General features: G+C 63.6%; 23 protein-coding genes. 12 read left to right on the top strand and 11 right to left on the bottom strand.

Annotated elements, in window-relative coordinates:
* Positions 1-107: 107 nt before the first annotated feature.
* The 3 genes from ACK4FJ_RS06415 to ACK4FJ_RS06425 all read left to right on the top strand — a co-directional run bounded on the left by ACK4FJ_RS06415 (position 108) and on the right by ACK4FJ_RS06425 (position 2,168).
* The gene (locus ACK4FJ_RS06415; protein WP_409765023.1) at positions 108-689 is read left to right on the top strand and encodes a PAS domain-containing protein; all 582 of its coding nucleotides are present in this window, start codon (positions 108-110) and stop codon (positions 687-689) included.
* The gene (locus ACK4FJ_RS06420) at positions 686-1,294 is read left to right on the top strand and encodes a PAS domain-containing protein (RefSeq protein ID WP_409765024.1); all 609 of its coding nucleotides are present in this window, start codon (positions 686-688) and stop codon (positions 1,292-1,294) included. Before ACK4FJ_RS06415 ends, ACK4FJ_RS06420 begins: the two co-directional genes overlap by 4 nt.
* Before the next feature lie 127 nt (positions 1,295-1,421).
* Positions 1,422-2,168, top strand: coding sequence for a response regulator (locus tag ACK4FJ_RS06425; RefSeq protein WP_409765025.1), 747 nt, complete (start codon positions 1,422-1,424; stop codon positions 2,166-2,168).
* A gap of 55 nt (positions 2,169-2,223) precedes the next feature.
* Here the strand turns inward: ACK4FJ_RS06425 and ACK4FJ_RS06430 are convergent, their stop codons facing one another.
* Positions 2,224-2,772 carry a hypothetical protein gene (locus tag ACK4FJ_RS06430; RefSeq protein WP_409765026.1) on the bottom strand — a complete coding sequence of 183 codons (549 nt, stop codon included), beginning with the start codon at positions 2,770-2,772 and terminating at the stop codon, positions 2,224-2,226.
* Between ACK4FJ_RS06430 and ACK4FJ_RS06435 the strand changes: the two genes are divergently transcribed.
* The 3 genes from ACK4FJ_RS06435 (at position 2,767) to ACK4FJ_RS06445 (ending at position 6,611) form a co-directional block, all read left to right on the top strand.
* Positions 2,767-4,740 (top strand): methyl-accepting chemotaxis protein, encoded by a 1,974-nt coding sequence (locus ACK4FJ_RS06435; protein ID WP_409765027.1) that lies wholly within the window; start codon positions 2,767-2,769, stop codon positions 4,738-4,740. The genes ACK4FJ_RS06430 and ACK4FJ_RS06435 overlap by 6 nt on opposite strands.
* Before the next feature lie 151 nt (positions 4,741-4,891).
* Positions 4,892-5,962, top strand: coding sequence for a gentisate 1,2-dioxygenase (gene gtdA / locus ACK4FJ_RS06440; RefSeq protein ID WP_409765028.1), 1,071 nt, complete (start codon positions 4,892-4,894; stop codon positions 5,960-5,962).
* A gap of 10 nt (positions 5,963-5,972) precedes the next feature.
* A complete protein-coding gene (locus ACK4FJ_RS06445) occupies positions 5,973-6,611 on the top strand; it encodes a hypothetical protein (RefSeq protein ID WP_409765029.1) in 639 nt (212 codons plus the stop codon).
* 29 nt (positions 6,612-6,640) lie between these two features.
* Here the strand turns inward: ACK4FJ_RS06445 and ACK4FJ_RS06450 are convergent, their stop codons facing one another.
* Positions 6,641-6,874 (bottom strand): hypothetical protein, encoded by a 234-nt coding sequence (locus ACK4FJ_RS06450; protein ID WP_409765030.1) that lies wholly within the window; start codon positions 6,872-6,874, stop codon positions 6,641-6,643.
* A 103-nt stretch (positions 6,875-6,977) separates the two neighbouring features.
* Here ACK4FJ_RS06450 and ACK4FJ_RS06455 point away from each other — a divergent pair, with 103 nt between their 5' ends.
* The 3 genes from ACK4FJ_RS06455 to ACK4FJ_RS06465 all read left to right on the top strand — a co-directional run bounded on the left by ACK4FJ_RS06455 (position 6,978) and on the right by ACK4FJ_RS06465 (position 9,540).
* Positions 6,978-7,355 carry a nuclear transport factor 2 family protein gene (locus tag ACK4FJ_RS06455; RefSeq protein WP_409765031.1) on the top strand — a complete coding sequence of 126 codons (378 nt, stop codon included), beginning with the start codon at positions 6,978-6,980 and terminating at the stop codon, positions 7,353-7,355.
* 174 nt (positions 7,356-7,529) lie between these two features.
* Positions 7,530-8,606, top strand: coding sequence for a hypothetical protein (locus tag ACK4FJ_RS06460; protein WP_409765032.1), 1,077 nt, complete (start codon positions 7,530-7,532; stop codon positions 8,604-8,606).
* Entirely contained in the window at positions 8,596-9,540 is a 945-nt protein-coding gene (locus tag ACK4FJ_RS06465) for a class I SAM-dependent methyltransferase (RefSeq protein WP_409765033.1), read from the top strand. Before ACK4FJ_RS06460 ends, ACK4FJ_RS06465 begins: the two co-directional genes overlap by 11 nt.
* Here the strand turns inward: ACK4FJ_RS06465 and ACK4FJ_RS06470 are convergent.
* On the bottom strand, positions 9,537-10,037 hold the full coding sequence (locus ACK4FJ_RS06470) for a GFA family protein (RefSeq protein ID WP_409765034.1): 501 nt from the start codon (positions 10,035-10,037) through the stop codon (positions 9,537-9,539). The two genes, ACK4FJ_RS06465 and ACK4FJ_RS06470, sit on opposite strands and share 4 nt — an antisense overlap.
* A 231-nt stretch (positions 10,038-10,268) precedes the next feature.
* Between ACK4FJ_RS06470 and ACK4FJ_RS06475 the strand changes: the two genes are divergently transcribed.
* Together ACK4FJ_RS06475 and xth are read left to right on the top strand one after the other, a co-directional pair.
* Complete coding sequence (locus ACK4FJ_RS06475; protein ID WP_409765035.1) at positions 10,269-11,504, top strand: multidrug effflux MFS transporter; 1,236 nt, start codon at positions 10,269-10,271, stop codon at positions 11,502-11,504.
* A 46-nt stretch (positions 11,505-11,550) separates the two neighbouring features.
* The gene (xth, locus tag ACK4FJ_RS06480; protein WP_409765036.1) at positions 11,551-12,381 is read left to right on the top strand and encodes an exodeoxyribonuclease III; all 831 of its coding nucleotides are present in this window, start codon (positions 11,551-11,553) and stop codon (positions 12,379-12,381) included.
* Positions 12,382-12,392: 11 nt separating this feature from the next.
* On the opposite strand, the gene ACK4FJ_RS06485 is transcribed toward xth, so the two are convergent.
* A complete protein-coding gene (locus ACK4FJ_RS06485; protein ID WP_409765037.1) occupies positions 12,393-14,816 on the bottom strand; it encodes a patatin-like phospholipase family protein in 2,424 nt (807 codons plus the stop codon).
* Positions 14,817-15,006: 190 nt separating this feature from the next.
* Here ACK4FJ_RS06485 and ACK4FJ_RS06490 point away from each other — a divergent pair, with 190 nt between their 5' ends.
* Positions 15,007-15,606: a PA14 domain-containing protein gene (locus ACK4FJ_RS06490; RefSeq protein ID WP_409765038.1), complete on the top strand. Its 600-nt coding sequence runs from the start codon at positions 15,007-15,009 to the stop codon at positions 15,604-15,606.
* Positions 15,607-15,628: 22 nt separating this feature from the next.
* On the opposite strand, the gene ACK4FJ_RS06495 is transcribed toward ACK4FJ_RS06490, so the two are convergent.
* The 7 genes from ACK4FJ_RS06495 to msrB all read right to left on the bottom strand — a co-directional run bounded on the left by ACK4FJ_RS06495 (position 15,629) and on the right by msrB (position 22,628).
* Positions 15,629-16,366: a peptidase gene (locus ACK4FJ_RS06495; RefSeq protein ID WP_409765039.1), complete on the bottom strand. Its 738-nt coding sequence runs from the start codon at positions 16,364-16,366 to the stop codon at positions 15,629-15,631.
* 44 nt (positions 16,367-16,410) lie between these two features.
* Positions 16,411-17,367 carry an alpha-E domain-containing protein gene (locus tag ACK4FJ_RS06500; RefSeq protein WP_409765040.1) on the bottom strand — a complete coding sequence of 319 codons (957 nt, stop codon included), beginning with the start codon at positions 17,365-17,367 and terminating at the stop codon, positions 16,411-16,413.
* A 3-nt stretch (positions 17,368-17,370) separates the two neighbouring features.
* Positions 17,371-18,876 (bottom strand): circularly permuted type 2 ATP-grasp protein, encoded by a 1,506-nt coding sequence (locus tag ACK4FJ_RS06505; protein ID WP_409765041.1) that lies wholly within the window; start codon positions 18,874-18,876, stop codon positions 17,371-17,373.
* A 198-nt stretch (positions 18,877-19,074) separates the two neighbouring features.
* Positions 19,075-20,334 (bottom strand): ammonium transporter, encoded by a 1,260-nt coding sequence (locus tag ACK4FJ_RS06510; RefSeq protein WP_409765517.1) that lies wholly within the window; start codon positions 20,332-20,334, stop codon positions 19,075-19,077.
* Positions 20,335-20,815: 481 nt separating this feature from the next.
* Positions 20,816-21,235 carry a hypothetical protein gene (locus tag ACK4FJ_RS06515; RefSeq protein WP_409765042.1) on the bottom strand — a complete coding sequence of 140 codons (420 nt, stop codon included), beginning with the start codon at positions 21,233-21,235 and terminating at the stop codon, positions 20,816-20,818.
* A 12-nt stretch (positions 21,236-21,247) separates the two neighbouring features.
* A complete protein-coding gene (locus tag ACK4FJ_RS06520; protein ID WP_409765043.1) occupies positions 21,248-22,165 on the bottom strand; it encodes a hypothetical protein in 918 nt (305 codons plus the stop codon).
* Positions 22,166-22,247: 82 nt separating this feature from the next.
* Positions 22,248-22,628: a peptide-methionine (R)-S-oxide reductase MsrB gene (gene msrB / locus ACK4FJ_RS06525; protein WP_409765044.1), complete on the bottom strand. Its 381-nt coding sequence runs from the start codon at positions 22,626-22,628 to the stop codon at positions 22,248-22,250.
* Positions 22,629-22,741 lie beyond the last annotated feature (113 nt).

Raw genomic sequence — 22,741 nt, forward strand, 5'->3', positions numbered from 1 at the left:
CCATAAGACATTGGAATATTACAAAAATATCGCGATTCTGAAGTTTTTTCGCTCTGCGACATCTTTCCGGTAGTCAGGACGCTGAGCAGGTTGGATATTCTGCCGCCATGGATTTCATCGCCAGCCTGCCCGCCCCTCTTACGGAGCCGAGCCGCCGCTTTTTCGCCCAATGGCATGCCTGGCGGGCAAAGCGCCTGCTGCCCCGGCGCGGCGCGATGGATGCCAACGGCCTGGGCGATCTGCGCGGCTATTGCCTGCTGCTGGATATCCGGGGCCGCGATTCCATTCCGATCTGCTTTGCCGGCAGCATGGTCGTGGACATGCTGGGTACCGACCTGGCCGGCCGCAACTACCTCGACCTCACCGAGCCGGAAAACCGTGCGCGCCGCGCCGCCCTGCTATTCGCCGAGATCGCGCAGCCTTGCGCGGCCGTGATCTATTACTGGCTGCAGAGCGCGCGCGGCCGCACGATCCCGGTGGAGCTGGTCTCCGCGCCGCTCTGCGCCGACGACAGCGACCAGCCCTCGCTGGTGCTGGCCTGCGCCACGCCGCTGGTGGCGGGCAAGACCGGCGACGTGATGGAGGCGGCGTCCTACACAGAAGGCGAAGGCCTGCGCTTCATCGATATCGGCGCCGGCATTCCGCCGGTGAATGCCGACCTTGTCATGTTGGGGCAGCGCCTTCAGTGATCTACGGATTTGAACAGCTGCACGACCTGCTGGCGCGCCCGACGACCGGAATCGTCACGGCGCGCAACGAGCAAGTGCAACTGAGCGATGACAGCCGGCTTTTCCTGACGGCCTGGAATCGCTGGCGCGGCGAACGGCTGCTGCCGCGCCGCGCCGACATGGACATCACCATGATCGCCCGCCTGATGCCGCGCGTCGTGCTGCTGGAGATTTTCAGCCCCGGGCGCATGATCTTCCGGCTGGCCGGCGGCGAGGTCGAGCAGTATCTGGGACAACGCCTGCAGGGCAGGGACTACGTGACCATGGCTGAGCACAGCCAACAGGAACGCCGCGGCCGACTGATGTGGCATGTCGTGGACCAGCCCTGTGCGGCGGTGAACGTCTACCGCACCAGCGATCCCGATGGCACATCGCGCATGATCCAGTTCTGCGGCGCACCGATCCTGGCCGACGAAGCCGGGGCGCCGGTCCAACTGCTGGCGGTGGCCAGCAACCTGCGCCGGCTGGGCTGGGGCGAAGGCGGCGTGCCCTACGATCCGAGTGCCGCCGGCCTGTGCCTGATCGATATCGGTGCCGGCACGCCTGACATGGGCATGGCGCCTTGAAATTCCGTCCGGCGATTTCACCGATAGTCAGGTGGAATTTCCCGCTTTGCTACCTGGCCAAATCAACCAAACCGCTGGCAAAGCCGTTTTTTTAGGTTAAGCTTACAGGGAAGAAATCAGCCAGCCGTTGTATCGGCTGCAGTCAGACGGGGAGGCCACCCTGGCGTCGGACAACAAGCCTGAACGGCAGCGCATCCTGCTCATTGAAGATTCGGTGCCGGTGCGTGCCGCCCTGCGTGTGGCGCTGGAAGCGGCGGCCTATCTGGTTGACGAGGCGCCGACCGGGCGGGACGGCCTGGCCAAGGCCGAGGCCGCCGACCTGCTGATGCTCGATCTCGGCCTGCCCGATATCAGCGGCTTCGACGTTCTGGAAGAACTGCGCAAGAGCGCCAGCACGCCCGTCGTGGTGCTGTCGGGCCAGGAGGAAGTCGAGGCGAAAATCCGCGCGCTCGATCTGGGCGCCGACGATTACGTGACCAAACCCTTCGATGCCGGCGAATTGCTGGCCCGCGTGCGCGCCGCCCTGCGCCGGCGCGGCGAGGCGGCCGCGCCCAACGGCCCGGTCAGCATCGGCCCGTTCCAGATCGACCCGCTGACCGGCGATACCCGGCGCGACGACCGGCCGGTTCGCCTGTCGCCGATGGAAGCGCGTTTCGTGAAGATGCTGGCGCAGAAAACTGGCCAGCCCGTCGCCACCAAGCAGCTCACCGTCACGCTGTGGGGCAACGATTCCGCCGAGATGCGCCAGGCCCTGCGTGTACTGGCGCGCAAGGTGCGCTGCAAGATCGAAAAGGATCCGGACGAACCGCGCTTCCTGCTGACCGAACCGCGGCTGGGCTATCGCCTGATCGATCCGGATTACGCCGCAAACTGATCGACTGACATGGCGCAGGGCTGGCCTGCACACCGCGCAAGGCCCTGAATCAGGCTTACTCCTCAGTCTCTTGCGCGGCGCCGATGCCTTTCACGGAAATGTGCCCGCAGATTATGGCCTGCCGGTACTTGGCAAGCCGGATTGTGCTTCCCATATCGGTTGCATGCGGCGGCGCCATGCCGCTGCCGGCACCGGGAACCCCCCCTTTTCGGTGCCTTTCTGGCGCAGATTTATCCTTGCGCGAAACGCCCGGTTCGTCCCCCCGACCGGGCGTTTTCTTTTTGGCGCGCCTTAACAGGCTTTTCCTTGCGAAAATCCCGCCTACATCCAAGGATTGTAACGCGTCCGCTTTGTTCAGGAACTGCTGGTGCCCGGCATAAAAGCCGGTGCAGTACAAAATCCACTGAAACGGGGGGCAAGCATCGTGAAAATTTCCGTATCCATGAAGATCCTGGGCATCGGCGCGATCCTGCCGATTGCCTTCCTTGTACTGGGCCTGATCCTCTTCCTGCAGAATCAAACGGCCGAACGCTACGCGCAGCAGGATGCCGAGGCATCGACGATGCTGTCCGCCGTTGCAGATGCGCGCGGAAATTTCATGCAAATGCGCATTCTTGAGAAAGCCTTCATTTCAGCCCCCTCCGAAGACAGCCTGAAAGCGCATAGTGAAAGCCTGGCACGCACCAAGGCCCGCATCGCAGCCATGGACAGACTGCTGACCACGGCAGAGGAGAAACAGATGGGCGGCGAGATTGGCCAGAAATTCGCCGAATACGAACTCGGTTTTACCGCTCTGCTGCAAAGTTTCCGAACCATGGGTTTCGATGAAACCGTGGGTCTGCAGGGCGCCCTGCGCAAGGCCGTGCATGAGGTGGAGACCCAGTTCAAGGATCGCGATGCATCGTATCAAGCCGCGCTCCTTACCTTGCGCCGACGCGAAAAGGATTTCCAGCTTCGCATCGAGGATCGTTACCGCCAGACCCTCAACAAGGAAGCCGAAGCGTTGCAGGCCCGCATGCAGGCCGAGAATCTCGGCAACCTGCTGCCCCTCATGGAAGCTTATGTCAAAGACTTCAATGCCTATGCCGACATTCGTCTGCAGCTCGATGCGCAGATCAAGCGGGTGGAAGATGTCGGGCAGGCGATGATTCCGGTCTTTGACCGGCTGTTCGAATACAATCAAGCCGAGGTGACTGCATCCAAGGCCGCATCGAAGAGCGCTCGCGATCAATCCGTGATCTGGATGTTCGGCGTGATGCTGGCGACCGGCCTGGCGGGTTTTGCCCTGGCGGTTCTGATCGGGCGCGGCATCGCCGGGCCACTGGTGCGGATGATCGGCATCATGAACCGGCTGTCGGAAGGCCAGTTCAAGCAGGAAATCCCGGTTCTGCGCCGCAGCGACGAGATCGCCGACATGGCGCGCGCCCTGGGAGTGTTCCGCCTCAATGCCGAGGAACGGCAGCGTCTGGAAGCGGAGGAACGACAGCGCATCGAAACCGAGCGTCGCCGCGAAGAGGAACAGCGCCGCCGCGATGCCGAGGTGGCTGCCGAAATTTCCACCTTCTGCAATGCGATTCTGCAGGGCGACTTGAGCCGGCGCCTGCATGAAGAAGGGAAGGATGGCGTGCTGCTGGAGCTTTCGCGCCAACTCAACAATCTCTCTTCTACATTGCAGGACATGACCGGAGAGATTTCCGATGTGGCCGGGGCCATGGCTGAAGGCGACCTGACCCGTTCGGTGAAAGGCCAGTATGAAGGCGTCTTTGGCGCCCTGAAGAATGGCATCAACGGCATGTCGGAAAAGCTGCGCGGTCTGGCCGGCCGCCTGCGTGATACGGCAACGGCCGTCAGCGGTGCTTCTGCGGAAATCTCTACCGGCAGCCAGGATCTTGCCCAGCGCACGGAAAGCCAGGCGGCGAGCATCGAGGAAACTGCTGCCTCAATGCACGAGATCACCACAACGGTGAAGCAGAATGCCGACAATGCCCAGGCCGCCAACCAGCTGGCCACGGCAGCACGGGATACGGCGGAACGCGGCGGACAAGTGGTCTCCGAAGCGGTTTCGGCCGTGACGCAGATCGAGGAGAGCGCGCGCAAGATCGCCGATATCGTCGGCCTGATCGACGAGATCGCCTTCCAGACCAACCTGCTGGCGCTCAATGCCAGCGTGGAGGCTGCCCGTGCCGGCGAGGCCGGCAAGGGCTTTGCCGTGGTGGCGCAGGAGGTGCGCGCGCTGGCCCAGCGCTCGGCCAATGCGTCGAAGGACATCAAGGCCCTGATCACCGAGTCGAACACCCAGGTGAAGACCGGGGCCGAGCTGGTGAACCGCACCGGCGCTTCGCTGACCGAGATCGTGGCCTCGATCAAGAAGGTGAGCGACATCGTGGCCGAAATCGCGGCAGCCAGTCGCGAACAGGCGACCGGCCTGGATCAGATCAACACCGCCGTGGGCCAGATGGATGAGATGACCCAGCGCAATGCCGCCCTCGTCGAGGAAACCACGGCCGCAGCCCAGAGCCTGTCGCAGCAGGCCGGTGACCTGGCCGAAATGGTGGCCTTTTTCCGCACCTGACCGTTTTGCAGTCCGGACGATGAATCGTCCGGACTGCGCTGTGGCATCGTGGCTTGGGTTTCATCCGTAGTCTGATATTGTAGGCCGCAATCCCGCGCCCCTTAGTAAGATGGGGACCGACGCCCAGACAGCGGGAGACGAGGATGACGCCATGACTCAGCAGCCACAGATCGACCAGGCCGTGATGCAGCAGCGCCGTGCCTATTACGACAAGATCGGCACGCGCAAGATGACGCCGCTGTGGGAAGTGCTGCACGCCCTGGTGATCCCGCAGCCGAAAAGCGCCTGCCAGCCGGCAATCTGGCATTACGCCGATATCCGCGACGACATCATGGAGGCCGGCCGGCTGATCACGGCGAAGGAAGCCGAACGCCGCGTGCTGATCCTGGAAAATCCCGGTATGCCGGGCCAGTCGCGCATCACCACCTCGCTCTATGCCGGCCTGCAGCTGATCCTGCCGGGCGAAGTGGCGCCGGCGCATCGCCACACGCAATCGGCGTTGCGCTTCATCGTCGAGGGCGATGGCGCCTATACGGCGGTGGATGGCGAAAAGACCATCATGCACGAAGGCGATTTCGTCATCACACCGAGCTGGACCTGGCACGACCACGGCAACGACAGCGACCGGCCGATGGTGTGGATGGACGGCCTGGACATTCCGCTGATCCAGGCGCTGGACTGTTCCTTCATGGAACGCCTGCCGGAAGACAGCCAGCCGCTGTCGCGCCCGGCCGGCGATGCCCTGGCGCGCTACGGCTCGGGCCTGCTGCCCGTCGATCACGAGGTAAAGACACCCACCTCGCCTGTGTTCAACTATCCCTACAGCCGCACGCGCGAGGCGCTGGAGATCATGCGCCGGGCCGAAGAATGGGATCCTTGCCACGGGCTGAAGCTGCAATACATCAACCCGGCCACCGGCCAGAGCGCCATGCCGACCATCGGCACCTTCATGCAGCTGCTGCCCAAAGGCTTTGCCGGCACCAGCTATCGCTGCTCAGACGCCACGGTGTTCAGCGTGGTGGAAGGCAATGGCTATACGCTGGTGGGCGAGGGCGAGAGCCAGCAGCGGTTCGACTGGGGCAAACGCGATACCTTCGTGATACCGAGCTGGGTGCCGCATCGCCATCACGCGCCGGATACCGATGCCGTGCTGTTCAGCTTCTCCGACAGGCCGGTGCAGAAAGCTTTGGGCCTGTGGCGCGAAAGCCGCGGCAACCGTTAAAAGGATCCTCATGGCCAAGATCACCAAGATCGTGGAAGTCGCCAATGACGACGAAGACCTCGACGACGATTTCGAGATCGGCGGCGATGGCGGCAGCGACGACCTCGATGGCCTGCGTGCCGTGGCACGGCTGGCGAAGCTGGTGGGCGGCCTGCCGTGGTTCTCGGCCGTGGGCCGGCCGCTGAGCAAGGCGCAGCTGGCCGATGCCGAGGGTTATATCGCCGGGCTGGGCTTTCCCGGCATCGGCATCGCCGGTGTGGAAGACTGGCTGGCGGCATCCCATGCCGCGCAGGCACCCGACTGGGGCGATGACTGGTGGCAGGCCGAGGAACAGATGCGCAAGAGCCTGCTGGATGAGGCTTTGCTGCTCAATCCCGAACACGACCTGATGGTGGCGCTGGAGCATGTCTCGACGCGGGCCAGCGAAAAAGCCTTCGATCGCGCCACGGCCAGTGCGGCGAAACAGGGCGTGAGCGATCCGGCCCTGCTGCAGGTGGCGGCCGGGGCGGCGGCGCAGGCGGCCTATCAGGCCGCGCTGGTGCTGGCGGCAGATGGCGATGCCGAACATCCCTTCGCGCTGAAATTCCGCCTGTTCGAAGCCGGCCGTCTGCCGCTCGGCATCACCGGCAACACGTTCAATCTGTTTTAGGCCGGCGCTCTGTTTTGGACGGACTGACCTCAGTCCTCGCCGCGGATTTCCCGGCGGCGACCGTAGAGGAACACGCCCACCACGATGGCGCCCAGCACCAGGCTGAGCACCACGCCCCAGATCAGCGGCCAGGTGGCGGCCGGATCGAAATCGGCTGCCATGCCGGTCCAGAACCGGACAGCCATGACAATGGCCATGCCCAGCGCACCCAGCAGGGCGAGCGTGATGGCAATGGCGAAAACCTTGTCGGTACGCGTTAACATGCATCTACAATACTGATTTTATGACCCTGATCAAGCAGGTATCGCCGCGTGCGACAGTGCGCCGCAATGCGCTAGGATAAATACCGCGAACGGGAGGACAGCCATGCCGAGCCGGCAGACCGTGGAAGATTTCATCGCCCTGGTGGAAAGCAACCGCCATGACGAGGCGATCGAGCGTTTCTATACCGAAGATGCCAGCATGCAGGAAAACCTGACCGAGCCGCCGCGCCAGGGCCGCGACAAACTGGTGGCCCATGAACGCGCCGTGCTGGCGCGGGCGAAAAGCGTGGCCAGCGAATGCGTGCGGCCGGTGCTGATCGACGGCGACACCGTGGTGGTGCACTGGATCTTCCGGTTTGAGTTCAAGGATGGCAGCAAACGCCGCATCGAGGAACTGGCGCACCAGACCTGGAAAGGCGAGAAGATCTGGCGCGAACGCTTCTACTACGATCCGGCGCAGATGAAGGCTGAGGCCGGCTGACGGGGAGCATCGCTGCTGGATCGGCCTCACGCATTCTTAACGGACCGCCGGCCATCATACCCACCGGATATCGGCGCTGGATAAGCAGGGAATGTCGTGCCGCAGTATAATCTTTTTTCTATTGGCCTGATCTCGGCGGGGCTGGCGCTTTTCCATACGACCCGCCTGAGCGGCTTGGCCACGCGGCAGCGCGTCCTGCCTCTCTTTATCGGCAGTTTCCTGCGCGCCCCGCGTTTCGTCTCGCCGGTGAAGTCCAGCCGGGACCAGGGATTCAGCTACATTGTTGAGGTTGACGTCGATACCATCGACGAGCGGCTCGGCGTCTCGCCTTTCATGGTGCTGGAAGACGGCAAGCCGCTGCCGCGCTTTCCCGTCCAACCGGAAAAGCGCGCCGATGAGGCCACCCTTTACAATGTGCGTACCTATGGTGAGGGCCGGCATATCCATATCGGCCGGCATATATTCTTTTCCACCCTCGACAATGCCGATCCCGCCAAGGCCGGCCGCAAGTATATTCTGCTTGAGACGCTCACCTTCAACACAAACATGATTCAAGCGCTGCTGGCGCTGAACGAGCGGCGCACGGAGATGGGCAATATCGGCGCCTGGCTGCTGGCGAAACTGCAGATTTATGCCGGCCCTATCCTGACGGTAGGCAAAATCGATGTGCCTGGGCCGACCACGCTTAGATTGCGTGATATACGAATCGACCTGTCGCGGTATGGCCTACCCCCCCTGCAGGCGGAGAGCGCAACGATCCATTGGGCGCAGGCGCCCGGCCAGGCCTGGAATCATGTCGCGTTCGACCTGCATGGTCTGACCGGGGCAGGCCTGCCGGAAGCCGCATGGTTAACCTGCAGGTTGGGGTTCAGCACGGATTACCGCATCCGCCTCGACCACCTTGAACTGGGGCGGGCCGCGCTTTCCTGGCTGCGGTGCCACCTGGACTGGAACGATCAGGACGGCCTTCAAGGCGGCGAGATCGCCTGCGCCGATATCGCGCCCCTGCGCCGGGATTTGGGCGATGCCTGCGGCGGCGTGGACATGCAGAAAGCCTGGATCACATCCTTCTGCAAAGCGATCCGGAGTGGCGAGCTTTCGTTCGGGGCACGGCTTGATGACGAGACAACGGAAACGCTTATCAATGCCTTTTCGCCCGACGGCACCCAGCGCGGCCTGACGCTGCGGCTGACGCATGATGGCGACGCCATAACCATGACCTGTCCGGCGGAGGGCGCGTATGCCCATTGATCTTAATGCCACCTTCGGCAAAACGCTGGATCCGGTCTTTGCCGAGAAGCTGGGTCAGATCTTCAAGGCACCGATCCGCGCCTGCGATGCGGAACGGCTGGAATTCACGGACGGCACCAGCGTGCCGGTGGTCAATCACGTGCCGCGTTTCGTGTCGTCCGATCAATATGTGAAGTCCTTCTCGTTCCAGTGGACGAAATACACCACGGCACAGCATAATAGCGCGCATGCCTCAAAATTGAGCCGGCGCGACTTCATCGGCAAATTCGGCCTTTCGCCCGAACAGGTGAAAGGCAGGCTGTTCCTAGACGCTGGCTGCGGCACCGGCCGTGTGTCGGAAATCCTGGCCGAATGGGGTGCCTATGTCATCGGCGTGGATTTGAGCGACTCCGTCGATGTTGCACAGCACCAGCTTGTCCGCTTTCCCACAGCAGCCGTGCTGCAGGCCGATATAGCAAACCTGCCTTTCCGGCCGGAATGCTTCGACATGGTCATATCCACCGGGGTGCTGCATCACACGCCGGATACCCGCGGCTATGCTGCCAAACTGGTGCCTCTGGTGAAGGCGGGCGGGGAATTCGCGATCTGGGTTTATGACTCGCGTATATTCTCGCGCCGGAAAGAATGGATCCCCTTCACCTCGCGGGTGCCGCACAAGGCCTTCAATGACTGGTGCGTCTGGATCAGCGATGTGGCGCGTGCCAACCGAGGTCATCCGCTGCTGGAAATGTTCATCCGGCAGATGCCGTTCACGACCCATCACGAAACCGCGTTGCGCTCGGCTCTGACTCTGTTCGATAGTTATACGCCAAGCTATCACGGCGTTCATTCGGAGGAGGAAGTCACGCAGTGGTTCAGGGAGTTCGGATTGACCGATATCCATACCAATGCGATTTCAACCTCGGTGCGCGGGCGTAAACCGCTTCAGGTCTAACGCACCCAAACCTTGTGTTTCTTGTGCCATTCGGCCAGCGAGAGTTTCGGATACAGATCATATGTCTCGTCATTCCGGCCGATCCTGGGCTTTACCCAGCCGGGCTTGTAGCGCAGCATCAGATGCACCCGCGCCGGCGGCGCGGGCAGCGGCGTGTCGATAGCCGAGGCGAAGGGATGGATCAGATCGGGCCAGGTGGGATCAAAGAGCCAGAGCGCGGTGGCGCAGCGTTTGCAGAAATTGCGCTCGCCTGAGCTGGTCTCGCAGTTTTTCCCGTCGTCGTCGCAGATTTCCGCCCGGTAGACACCGATGCTGCGCCGGCCTTTCACGATCTTCAGGCTAGCGGAAAGGCCGCCCAGATTGATGGCAAAGCCGCCGCCGCCGGCTGTCTTGCGGCAGATGCTGCAATAACAGAGCTGGTAGGGGACAGGCGTGTGGCTGTCGAGGCCGAAGCGCACGGCGCCGCAGCGGCAGGATCCTTCAAGATGCATCGGCATGGGCGGTCTCCCCTGATCGAGATCGATCTGATGTGGCTGATCTGCAACAGCAAACGATGCGGATTGCATCGTGACAATTCTACGGTGGCCAGGGCGGCCAGTTCGCTTTATACAACGCTCGCCCGTCTGCATCTGCAGGCCGGCCGGCCGGCGCCCTCATCCCCAAATCATATATCAACGTCCCAGTTTTGGGGCGCGTCTCCCCTTTTGCAGTTCAAAGGCAGTATTTCCATGACCGCTCAACCCACTCATACCGATCCCCGGGCCGGCGCGCATTTCCTGCGCAACGCCCTGATCCTCGGCCTGCTCACCGCCATCGGCCCGTTTGCCATCGACATGTATCTGCCGTCGCTGCCATTCATCGGCGACAACCTGCAGGCAGACCCCGACAAGGTTCTGATGAGCCTGACCGCTTTCTTCATCACCTTCGCGATCGGCCAGCTTGTCTTCGGCCCGATCTCGGACCTGCTGGGCCGGCGGCTGCCGCTCTATTTCGGCGTAGCGCTGTTCATCGGCGCCAGCGTGGGCTGCGCGCTGGCCGACACGGTCGAAACGCTGATCGCTTTCCGCTTTTTACAGGGCCTTGGAGGGGCAGCCGGCATCGTGATCCCGCGCGCCATCGTGCGCGACCTGCATAGCGGCGTGGAAGAGGCGAAGCTGCTCGGCCTGCTGATGCTGGTCTTCAGCGTGTCGCCTCTGCTGGCACCGATGTTCGGCAGCGTGATCATCGATGCATTGGGTTGGCGCACCGTCTTCTGGTTCGTCGCCGGCATCGCCGTCTTCGCCAGCATCCTCGGCCTGCTGCTGGTGCCGGAGACGCGCTCGGCGGCACAGCGCGCCGAGACCAGTATCGGCAGTATGGTCGGGGCCAGCCGGCAACTTTTCACCGACAGGACCTTCATGGGCCTGACGCTGGCGAGCAGCTTTGCCATCTGCGCCTTCTTCGTTTTTCTGGCCAATGCACCTTTCGTGATGATGGGCCAGTATGGCCTGTCGCCGATCGGCTTCAGTGTCACCTTTTCGCTGAATGCCGCCGCCTTCTTCTTCGCCGCGCAGTTCTGCGGCCGGCTGGGGGCGCGGTTCGGCCTGCGCGCATTGGTGATGCCTTCGATTCTCGGCTTCACGGCGATGATGGTGCTGGTCTTTGCGCTGAACGCGATCGGGCTGGACAACCTCTACCTGACGATGGCGCTGCTGCTGCTGGGTTATGGCTGCCTCGGCTTCCTGCTGCCCACGGCATCCGTGCTGGCGCTGGAAGCCTATGGCGAGGCGGCCGGCATGGCCTCGTCGCTGATGGCGACCCTGCAGCTTGCAATCGGCGCGGTGGTGATCGGCGTCAGCGGCAAGTTCATCAACGGCGTCGGCCTGAAGATGACCGGCGGCATCGCCATCTGCGCGGTAGCGACCCTGGTGGTGGCGCTGCTGACGCTGCGCGGCAGCAGGCGGCAGCCTGTACCCGCCGAATAAAGGCCGGCATCTGGAACAGGGGGGCGGACTGGGCTAAAATGGCGGCATGGCAAAAGCATCCGCAAAGACAGCCCTGTCCCGCCCCATCACCCTGGCCACCTGGAACATCAACTCGGTGCGCGCGCGCCTTGCCTTGATGGATGCCTTCCTGCGCCAGCATGACCCCGACATCCTCTGCCTGCAGGAAACCAAGGTGAAGGACGAGGATTTCCCGCACGACCTGTTCGAGCAGCGCGGCTATGCCCATCGCCTGATCCATGGCCAGCCGGGCTATAACGGCGTGGCGATCTTTGCCAAGGCGCCGGTGGTGCTGAAGGAGAAGCTGAAGCTGGCCGGCCGCGACGACCGCCGCCATATCGCGGCCGAACTGGCCGACGGCACCATCCTGCACAATTACTATGTGCCGGCTGGCGGCGACATTCCGGACGCGAAGAAGAACGACAAGTTCGCCCATAAGCTGGATGTGCTGGACGGCATGACCAAATGGTCGGCCGGCCTGAAGAAGAAGGGCGGCCGGGAAATCCTGGTCGGCGACCTGAACATCGCGCCGCTGGAGACCGATGTGTGGTCGCACAAGCAGCTGCTGGACGTGGTGAGCCACACGCCTGTCGAAACCGAGGGCCTGCTGAAGATGCAGGCCGCGCGCGGCTGGGTGGATGCCGTGCGTCATTTCGTGCCGCCGGCCGAGAAGCTGTATTCCTGGTGGAGCTACCGTTCGCCGAACTGGGAGCTGGCCGACAAGGGCCGCCGACTGGACCATGTCTGGGTCAGTCCGCAGCTGCAGGACCGCCTGAAGGGCGCGCAGGTGATCAAGGCCATGCGCGGCATGGAAAAGGCCTCCGATCACGCGCCGATCATCGTCACCCTGGCTCCGTGACGCGGGCCGGCCTAGGCGAATTCCGCTTTCATCATCTTCTCGGCGATGAAGAAGCCGAGGCGACGGTAGCTTTCGAAGCGCCGTTCGCTGAAGAACTGATCGCCCGTGCTGTGATGCGGGAAATCCGGATAGTCCAGCGCATAGGCCAGCAGGTCGACCGGCGCGTCGCTGACCAGCGCGGGCTTCAGGTAGATCAGCCGCCCGGATTCGCCGCCGGGATAGGCTATCGTGGCCGTGACGAAACCGTCCCGCAGCAGCTTGGCGCGGACGCCGTCGCTGATCGCGGGATAGCCCTTGCCGCGATAGGCATTCGGCTGGGCCGGATCGCGGTCCAGCTCGGCCCACAGGGCGCGGCTGTCAGCCTGCGGCATCGGATCGAACACCGCGGCAATGCCGAAATCGATCTGTGCCAGCGCCAGCGCGCGGCCTAGGTCGTCCAGCGAGAAATCCGGATCGCAGGATGCATCGGACAGCACGATGGTGCGGACGCGACGGCGGAACAGTTCGTAAAGCCCGGTATTGTCGAAATGACCGCCATCGCTCAGTTCGACAAAGGATTCATGCTCGCGGCCATAATCCGACACCAGCGACATGACCCCGGGCCGCAGGAAATTCGGCGGCGCGGTACTCTTGCTGCCTGGCCTGACCGGCTTCCCCGGATTGGGCTGCCAATAGCCCAGCCGGATGTTCAGCAGGGTCATGAGGAAACTGATCGACCAGCGGCGCATCAGGCCATCCTCGCCACCAGCCGTGTTGGGATTGGCGGCCGCCGCCGAGATCGCCATCGCGGTGGCCAGGCTGAGCGAATGATTGCTCGCCTTGCTCTGCTGCGCCGTTTTCAGCCAGCCGGTGGCCGCGCTGCCGGAATAAAGCGGGGACAGCATGAAGCTGTCGCCGCCACGCTGGTAATAGCGGGGCTGCCGCGAACGGTTCAAGATGACGTTGGTGTTGACGATGTGATACGGCCCGCGATAGGGCCCGGGGCGGTCCAGCCCGCACATGACCGACAGGTTGGCGGCATCGGGTGCGGCATAGCCCTGCCCGTCGGCCGCAGGCATGAAGGTCTCCATCAGACGGTCGCGATAGAAACGGTGCGGCGAGATGAAGTTCGGATTGTAGCGATAGCACGCAATCACGATCAGCCCGGCCACGGCGAGATAGGTGCCGGCGGCAATAGAGAATGGAATGGTCATGGCGACCTGAACCAGCCACAGGGCAACAGCATACAGGGCCAGGCCGGCCAGATAGGCCAGGATCGTGGCGGCAAGGCGCACCAGCAATATGCGCAGCCGGTCATCCAGCCGCTGGATCAGGGATAGCAATCCACTGGCGCCGCCGGCGACCGCCAGCCCCGCCAGCTTCGCAATGGCTGCGCCAATATCCTGCCGCGCGATATAATCATGACTGAGCGGCAGCGTCGCGGCCAAGGCCAGCAGCAGAAGGCCGGCACTCCAGGCGGAAAAATCCTGCAGCACGGCGACACGGATGGCATGGGTGGATTCAAAATCGCGCTTCCACGCCTGCCGCAGAAGCGGCAGCAGCAGGAGCATGGCAAATCCCAGTGCGGACAGCAGCAGCAGCGCATAGGCACCCGCCGTTTGTGGCGTCGCTGTACCGAACCAGGAACAGCTGTCATGCAGCCAGCCGGAGCCGGCGACATAGATCGCGGTTGGCGGTAAGGCGAAGCAGAGCGCCAGCGCGGCATAGATCAGCAGGGAACTGATCGACAGGCGCAGCGTGTTACCGATCGCCGTCAGCAGGTTTAGCGTCTGGGTCGGCGCCAGATAGCTCGCGCGTTCGCGGATATGGCCCAGCAAGGTGACCTTGCGGTCGCCCGGTGCGGGATGAAACGGGTTCGGCTGGCTGGTGTTGCGGATGATCTTCAGGTCGGCGAGATCGTTGGCCCCCTTGGTGGCCTGATCGTAGAGCGCCCAGGTCAGGGCCGATCCGGTATAGCCACCGCCGGACACGGTGGAAAGATAGTCGAAGCATTCCAGCTTTCCGGCCTGCGCCATGGCCTGCATCACGCCGCTGGCAAAGGCCGCCGAACGAATACCGCCGCCGGACAACGCCAGGGCGGACAGCTCGGCGGCGCGCAGGTCCGGCCGGTCGGATTTTTCATCCTCTGCCGGACCGGTCGCGGTCGCGGCGGGCATGGCACGCCGGCGCGGGGCAGACATCCGCAGGGCCTCCGCCGCCGATGTGGCGATTTCCAGAGGCTGCGCCGTGGCAGCGGCGGTCCGTACGTCGTCACGCGCTTTCAGATGCAGCTTGCGGACACGGTGCCGGCTGCACAGGTGTTCAAGCTCGGCATCGAGGACCGGCGTAAAAACCGGTGTATGAGCATCCAGCTTTTTGAATCCAAGACGCCCAAGCCATCCGGCCTGCGTCGTATCATCATCTTTTGCGCCAGGATTGCCCGTTGCCGCCGCCATGGCCGTATCCCCCTGCCTGGCTTTTTTCCGACAGATGCATCCTAGCTTTGCCGCTGCCGGCCACAAAGCATACAATGTTAGTTGATCGTCCGACCTGTCGGAGCGAGGCGAGAATGGCTAAGCTTTGGCATTGCCGGCAGGCAGGAGCGGAAATACGAACGGGGCCAAAATACAACGGGGGATGTCGACGATGCGTCTGCGCAAACTGATTCTCGGAATTCTGCCGGCCTTGCTGCTGGCGGCCTGCGCCACCCAGCAGGACAGCAGACCGGCCGGTCCACCGCAGCCCGCAACTCCGCAGCCCACTGCCGCCCAGCTCAGCCCAGGCCTGTCGCCACTCTATTTCATCGCGCAGCTCGACCATGTCGACAACATGCCGCGCAGCCCAGCCGACCTGGCCAAGGGCCGTCGTGGGCCGGCGATCCTGCAGCTCGATGCCGAATCCGGCTCGGGCCGCATGTGGGATTCGCAGGCAACCGAAGGCTTTGCCGTGCACATGACCGGAATGATCCAGCTCGAAGCCGGCATCTACCGCTTCGCCGCCTTTGCCAATGACGGCATCCGCATCACCATTGACCGCACCCGCGTGGTGGACGATCCCGATGTGCATGCCGGCCGCCTGTCGCCTTTAGGCGAAGTGCGGATTTCGCAGCCGGCCTGGTATCCGATCACCGTGCAGTATTTCCAGAAGCGCGGCACGGCGGCGCTGAAATTCCAGTGGCAGCCGCCGGGCGCCGGCGGCCTGATGACGGTGCCGGCGGCGGCACTGGCCCACATGCCGGCGAAATAGAGCCGGCGAAATAAGCGGCCCTCTAGAGATTCCAGTCCGGATCGGGAATGGTGGCGAAGACCTTGCGCAGGCCTTCGCCCCACAGGCCGCGGATGCTGGAGAAATAGGAATCCTGCTCGGTGATGCGCTTGCGCAGGCTGAAGCGCTGCGTATCCCTGGGCAGAACCACCAGATCGAGCGGCGGGCCGACCGAGATGTTGGACCGCAGGGTGGAATCCATCGACACCAGCGCGCATTTCGCCGCCTGCACCAGCGGCGTGTCGGGCTGGATTACACGGTCCAGAATGGGCTTGCCGTATTTGATCTCGCCGATCTGCAGGAAAGGCGTGTCTTCGGTGGCGCGGATGAAGTTGCCGGCATAGTAGAGCATGTACAGCTCGTGCGGCCGGCCGGCGATCTGACCGCCCAGCAGCATGGAGAGACTGGGCTCGACGCCCTGCTGCTTCAAGCCTTCGCCATCGCGGCGCGCCACCTCGCGGATCGCGGCGCCGACGATGCCGGCCGCCTCGAACATGCTGGTGGCCTGCATCATGTCATGCGCCTTGCCGTCCTCGCCGGCAAAACCTTCGCGCAGCAAAGCCACCACCGACTGGCTGAGCGAAAGGTTGCCTGCCGTGGCCAGCGCCAACGCGCGTTCGCCCGGCTGTTCCCAGACATGCATCTTGCCGAAGGTGGCAATGGAATCGACGCCGGCATTGGTGCGGCTGTCAGACAGCATGACGATGCCGTCGTTAAGCAGAAGGCCGACGCAATAGGTCATGGCACGCTTCCCGGTTTCCGGTCCCTGGTGTTTTTCTTCTTATATCACGCCGGCTGCATGAAATCGCGGGCGATGGCCGCGCCCAGCTCGATATTGCTGTCGATCGTCTCGGTCAGGTATTCGTGCAGGCCGGCATCGAAGATCGCCTCGATATCGCCGTAGCGCACCTTCATCAGCATGCCCTCGGCCTGCCGCACGGACGGATAGTCGCGGGAATAATTCTGCCGCAGCTGCTGCAGGATCGTGACGATCTCGGCAAAGCAGGCATGCAGGGAACGCGGGAAATCCTCGCGCAGGATCAGCAGCTCGGCCACCCGCGAGGGCCGGATCGAGTCGCGATAAATCTGGCGGTAGATGCGCAGGGCCGAGACCGAACGCAGCAGGGCGCCCCACTGGTAGTAGTCGACAGCGCCGCCGATATCGCCCGGGGACGGCAGCAGGATGTGATACTTCACATCGAGAATGCGGGCGGTGGAATCGGCGCGTTCCAGCAGGGTGCCCAGCCGCATGAAGCGGTTGGCGTCGTCGCGCTGCATGGTGCCCTCGGCGACGCCGCGGAAGAGCTGGCTGCGTTCGCGCACCCAGTCGAAAAAGGGCGAGAAGCCGTCTGATTCCACTTTCTTGAGGCTGAGAGTCTGCATTTCCAGCCAGGAGGCGTTGATGCTTTCCCAGGCCTCGGAGGTGATCTGCGCCCGCATGGCGCGGGCATTCTCGCGTGCCGCCTTGAGGCAGGCATGAATGGACGAAGGATTGTCTGGCGCGAAGGCGAGGAAGTCGATCACCGCCCGGCGGGTGACCGCGCCGCCATGCAGAGCAAACGACTTGTCGCAGCCGGCAATGATCAGGGCGGCTTCCCATTCGTCGCTGCGGCCGCTGCCGCGGGCATTGCCGGCCATCTGCAGGCTCATGCGCTGTGCCACGTTGAGGATGCGCGCCATCGCCTCGGCGCGCTCGATATAGCGGGTCATCCAGTAGAGGTTGTCGGCGGCGCGGGACAACATGGCTCAGTCCTCGCCGGCCGCGATGTCGGGCGCGTCCTCCAGCACCCAGGTATCCTTGGTGCCGCCGCCCTGACTGGAATTCACTACCAGCGAGCCTTCGCGCAGGGCCACGCGGGTGAGCCCGCCGGGCACCACGCGCATAGTCTCGCCGGTCAGCACGAAGGGCCGCAGGTCGACATGGCGCGGCGCGATGCCGCTCTCCACGAAGGTGGGGCAGGTGCTGAGCGCCAGCGTGGGCTGGGCGATATAGGCTTCGGGTTTTGCCATGATCTTGGCGCGAAAGGCCTCGATCTCGGCCTTGCTGGCCTTCGGTCCGACCAGCATGCCGTAGCCACCCGAACCATGCACTTCCTTCACCACCAGTTCGGGCAGGTGGTCGAGGGTGTATTTCAGGTCGTCGGGCCGGCGCAGCACGTAAGTCGGCACATTGGCCAGCAGCGGCTCTTCGCCCAGATAGAAGCGGATCATGTCGGGCACATAGGGATAGATCGACTTGTCGTCGGCCACGCCGGTGCCCACGGCGTTGCAGAGCGTGACATTGCCGGCCTTGTAGGCCTGGAAAATGCCGGGCACGCCGATCAGCGAATCCTTGCGGAAGACTTTCGGGTCGAGGAAATCGTCGTCCAGCCGGCGATAGATCACGTCGACGCGCTTCAGCCCGCCGACGGTGCGCATGTAGACGACATCGTCCTTCACCGTCAGGTCGCCGCCCTCGACCAGTTCGATGCCCATCTGCTCGGCCAGGAAGACATGCTCGAAATAGGCCGAATTGAACACACCGGGCGTGAGCAGCACCACGGTGGGTTCGCCGGCGCAGTTCACCGGCGCGCTTTCGCGCAGGGTCTGCAGCAGGGCGTCGGGGTAATGACCGACCGGGGCCACGCGCACGGCGGCGAAGAGATCGGGGAACAGGCGCATCATCGCCTCGCGGTTCTCCAGCATGTAGGAGACGCCCGAGGGCGTGCGGCAGTTATCCTCCAGCACATAGAACTGATCTTCCGCCGTGCGCACGACGTCGATGCCGGCGATATGCGTATAGGTTTGGCGCGCGATGGCCACGTCGCGCATATGCGCCACATAAGCCGCGTTCTTCAGGATCAGGTCTTCTGGGATGGTGCCGGCCTTCAGGATGGCGCGGGCATGATAGATGTCGTCGAGGAAGGCGTTGAGTGCGCGGACGCGCTGCTTCAGGCCGCGCCGCAACTTGCGCCATTCCTTCGCCGCGATGATGCGGGGCACGATATCGAAGGGGATCAGGCGTTCGGTGTCGCCGCCCTCGCCATAGACGGCAAAGGTGATGCCCAGCCGGCGAAACAGCAGGTCGGCTTCCTGGCGGCGGCGGGTGAGCATGTCGGCCGGCGCGGCATCGAGCCAGCGCTTGTAATCCTGATACGGAGCGCGGACGGCGTTGCGCTGCGCCTGAACAGACTGAGACTGGCCAAGCTGGGACTGGCCAGATTGGGATTGGCTACCGGCGGCCCCGGTATCCATCTCGTCGAAAGCGGTCATGAGGTTGAATCTCCGCGACGAGAATTTCGGTCGATGTCTTCCGTTCGATTAAATCGGAAAACCGGCGGAGAGAAAAGCGGATTGCGTGGCCGGGCACTCATCAGCGGCAAGGCCACGCCACCGCACCCCACCGCGTAAGGAAAGAAGCAACCCGGGCCGGCGGGTGGGTGTGCCGGCCCGGGTGTCTTCGCGTGCCTGTTACTGCACCGTCTCGCCGTGCAGGTTCAGGTCGAGACCATCGCGCTCGGTGGCCTCGTCGACGCGCAGACCGATCGTCCAGTCTATGATCTTCAGGATGATCAGGCTCATGATCGCGGTGAACACGATGGTGATGACCACGCCGTAGATCTGGGTCAGGACCTGGCCGGCATTGCCGTCGATCAGGCCAACCGCGTCCTCGGCACCGGTGATCGCCTTGGTGGCGAAGACACCGGTGAGGATGGCGCCGACGATACCGCCCACGCCGTGCACACCCCAGACATCGAGGCTGTCGTCGTAGCCCAGCGCATTCTTGATCGTGGTGGAAGCCACGAAGCAGATGATGCCGGCGACGATGCCGATGATCAGCGCACCCATCGGCGCGACAGTGCCGGCGGCAGGCGTGATCGCGACCAGACCGGCCACGGCACCCGAGACGATGCCCAGCACGCTGGGCTTGCCGCGGGCGAGCCACTCGGAGAACATCCAGGCCAGCGCGGCAGCGGCCGTGGCGATCTGGGTGACCAGCATGGCCATGCCAGCGCCGGTGCCGGCGGTGAGCGCCGAACCGGCGTTGAAGCCAAACCAGCCCACCCACAGCAGGGCGGCGCCGATGATGCTGAGCGTCAGGTTATGCGGCGCATGGCTGACCTTGCCGTAGCCCTGGCGCTTGCCGAGCACGAGGCAGGCCACCAGGCCGGCGACGCCGGCATTGATGTGCACCACGGTGCCGCCGGCGAAGTCCAGCACGCCCATGTCGAACATCAGCGCGCCTTCGCCGCCCCAGACCATGTGGGCGATCGGCGCGTAGACGAAGATCGACCACAGGCCCATGAACCACAGCATGGCCGAGAACTTCATGCGGTCGGCAAAGGCGCCGGTGATCAGGGCCGGAGTGATGATGGCAAACGTCATCTGGAACACGACGAAGACCGTTTCCGGGATCGTGCCGGACAGCGAGTCCACCGCCAGGTTCGAGAGGAACAGGTTGCCGAAGCCGCCGATGAAGGCATTGCCCGGCGAGAAGGCGAGGCTGTAGCCGACCACCATCCAGATGATGCTCATCAGGCAGGTGATGGCGAAGCTCTGCATCATGATGGCGAGCACATTCTGCTTGCGCACCATGCCGCCATAGAAGAGGGCGAGGCCGGGAATGGTCATCAGCAACACCAGCGCGGTGGCGGTGAGCATCCAGGCGGTGTCGCCGGAATTGAGGACCTTGGGCGCTTCGTCGGCGGCAAAGCCGAGCGAGGGGAACATGGCAATGAGGGCAGCCAGCACCAGGCCGAAACCGACATAGCTGAGCCAGCCGGGCTGCCGCTGATCGGCCGAAGAGGCGGCCGCCGAGACGGTGGGGAGTTGCATGACGATAAAATCCTCCTGTCAGTGAAGGTCACGCCAATTCATCAAACCGGCCGCCGGACCAACCCGGCCTTTCCGGCAGAACCGCGCCGGTCCCCCCTTACGAGACCCCGGCCGGCCCACCCTTGGCGCATACCTCGGACAGGAGAGTTACAAGAAGCATGCCAGCCTGTTGCGTTGCGGCAGAAGCCAGCCAAAGCCCGATTCCGCCAGGGAAGGCGGCGGATTCCGCAGGCAGGCCGGCATAGGCATGGTCAAAAACTATGCTGTCAGGGTCATTATGGTGCTTTTTTAAGCACAGATGCGCAGGGTGGCGCGGAATTCAGCGCCTTCATCCGTATCAGGGCTTATTGCGCCGTGGGCCTAGTGGGCCAAGGGTCTATTGCGGTTGGGGCCCGGTGGGCAGCGGCGGGGTGGCGCGGTCAATCATCCGGTTGACGGCTTCGGCCGGGGGCGGCGGAAGGACGGCGGTCTTGGTCCGCTCGATCTCTTCGCCCTCGTCGCTGTTATACGAATACCGGGCCTTCCAGCCGCCCGGGATCCGGTTCTGCGTCACGCCGTATTTCATGTCCGGAAACTCGCGGATGAACTGCTCGGCCTGCTCCCGCGTGTCGAAGACGAAATAAAAGTCTTTCGTCTTGCCATCGGTTTTTTCGCGTTCGACGGTGACGATATAGCCATAACCCGGTGCGTATTCGATCCGCGAATGATCGAGGGAGTAACAGGTGAAGCCGGCGAGCTGGGTGACGATCACCACAACAGCGAAAATCCGGAGCAGGGTGCGGCGCTGGATGTTCATGAGTAAATCTCCTCAGAACCGGTAAGCCAGCCCGCCGCCGAAGCGCGTGCCGTTGCCGCGGGCATTTTCGATATCGCGGTCGGCATGCAGGCTGAGATCGAGATCGGGCAGGATGCGCCAGACCGCACTGGCACCCAGCGTGCCCCAGTCGTCGTCCAGCGGCAGCGAGGTGGATTGCGTGCGCTGATGCAGCACTTCGGTCCAGCCCAGGCTGGCGCCGATTTTCACGCTGCCGGAAAGCCAGTAGCCAACGGAAAAATCGGCCAGCCGCGAATTGACCTGACCGCTGTCGCTGCTGTTGCCGTTGTTGAGCTGCGGCCGTGAATAATCGGTTTCGCTGCGCAGCCGCGCATAGGCGAGCAGCAGCGCGAGATCGACAGGGCCGACAGGACCGGCCAGCATGAGGAATGGCGCGACGCGGTTGCTGCTGCCCTCACGATCCGTGCGGCTGTCGTCCAGGCCGGTCTTGCTGACGAAGATTTCGCGGCCATCCTCGCGGCGATGCTGCAGCGACAGCCCGGCAGATAGAAACGACGTGATGAACACGCCACCGCTGATGCCGAGGATTTCGATATCGGCATCGCTGTGCAGCACCTCGTTGGCGAAATCGCGCTTGCCATCGCGCCAGGCACGTCCGACTTCGATGCGGCCGAAGCCGCGTTCGCCGATACCGGCTTCCAGTCCGGCCATGACCTGGTGGTTGCGGCCGAAACCCAGCCGCGTGCCGACATCGTCGTTCAGCGGCGCATGGCCGGCGCCGTAACTGGCGGTCGCCTGCCAGTGATGCAGGAAAGGCTGACTTGGCTGGGCGAGGCGGAACCGGTCGTCCTCGGTGATGGGGTCATCGTCAGGCGGCGCGACGGTCTGGCCCTGGACCGGCAAAGCCAGCAGCGCCAGCAGGAGACCGCAGGCAGGACGAATCGGCAGCATGCGGATGGCAGGCTAGCATCCTGCCCGGATGGGGCCAATCCGGAAAAGTTGTGGTCAGGGGGTATATAACAGCCTGGAGGCGCTATTTCCCATCCGGCTCGAATTGCAGCGCCGCGCCGTTGATGCAATAGCGCAGGCCGGTGGGCTGCGGCCCATCCTCGAAGACATGGCCAAGATGGCCCTGGCATCTGGCGCAATGCACCTCGATGCGGCGCATGCCGTGGCTGGTGTCGATCTGGGCGGCGACATTCTCTTTGACGGCGGGGGCCCAGAAACTGGGCCAGCCGCTGCCGCTTTCGTATTTGGTATCCGAGCCGAACAGTTCGGTGCCGCAGCCGGCACAGTAGTATTCCCCGGCGCGCTTCTCGTAGTTCAGCGGGCTGGAGCCCGGCCGCTCGGTGCCATGGCCGCGCAGCACACGCTCGGCTTCAGGCGAAAGGGGTTTGGTCTTGCTGTCGGGCATCGCGGCGATCCTCCGGGAACAAACAATAGCGCGCCGGGTTCTGGCATCAACACCATCGTCAGGATGTCACGCCTCCACATCTATAATGTCGTCATGACAAACGTGACCCCGAC

It is taken from the genome of Ferrovibrio sp., from assembly GCF_046297595.1.
Taxonomy (GTDB): Bacteria; Pseudomonadota; Alphaproteobacteria; order Ferrovibrionales; family Ferrovibrionaceae; genus Ferrovibrio.